This window comes from Chryseobacterium sp. GP-SGM7 (genome assembly GCF_049166575.1).
Classification (GTDB): Bacteria; Bacteroidota; Bacteroidia; order Flavobacteriales; family Weeksellaceae; genus Chryseobacterium.
In genome coordinates, this window is record NZ_JBMHFF010000015.1 from 1 (window position 1) to 807 (window position 807).

Consider the following 807-nt stretch of genomic DNA (forward strand, 5'->3'; position numbering starts at 1 on the left):
TTCTCCTTTCGTGGTTGCTGATAAAGAACTGAACTGACCTTTCACGATTTTATGAGAAGATTTATTATTTCCCTTTTTATCTTTGATAGTAACCGAACTTCTTAATACCTGGTTTGATATAAATTCTCTCAGCGCATATAATGCATCTTCTTTTAAACCGTCCAGATCTTCAATGATTATGATCTTTTGGAACAGATCAAACTCGCCCCAATTATATAAACTTGATTCTGTAATTCTTGTAAATCTTAAAACGTCTTCTTGTGGCATTAAATCTGCAATTCTGCTGATGATATGAGTTTTTCCGCTTCCGCTTGAACCCTGTACTATTCCGTGCAACGGACTTTTATTTAAATAACTTATCGTGATTAAAAACAATAATAATCTGCTGTTTTCTTCTCCGATTATTCCTGCTTTTTCAATTAATTGATTCAGATTCTGAAGTAAATTTTTATCGCTTAAAAAATCCATAGGATTTCCCGCAGATTGCACAGATTTCGCAGATTTTTTTTCTTCTGTGACTGTGACTTTTTCGACTTCTTTTTTTTCAATTGAAAGAAAAATACCTTTTGCTTCTTTCTTATCATTATTTTCAATAGAAATCAGCGATTGCAAAGCAATTCTATTCTTCAATAATTCCAAAAATATTTCTTCATCGTGCAGTTGCAAAGTTTCATTTATATCATTATTAGGAAGTTCGACCGTTGAGACTTTATAATTTTTAAATTCTTCTGCATATTTTTTAACCGCTTCTTTTCCTGCTTTATCCTGGTCAAAACAGAAAATAATTTCTTCTAATTCTTTGAGTTC

1 protein-coding gene is annotated in these 807 nt (G+C 31.4%); it reads right to left on the reverse strand.

Annotation, left to right across the window (positions count from 1 at the left end; genetic code table 11):
* A partial coding sequence (locus ACOOWA_RS18080; RefSeq protein WP_421377350.1) for a toprim domain-containing protein occupies positions 1-807 on the reverse strand: 807 nt, incomplete at both ends.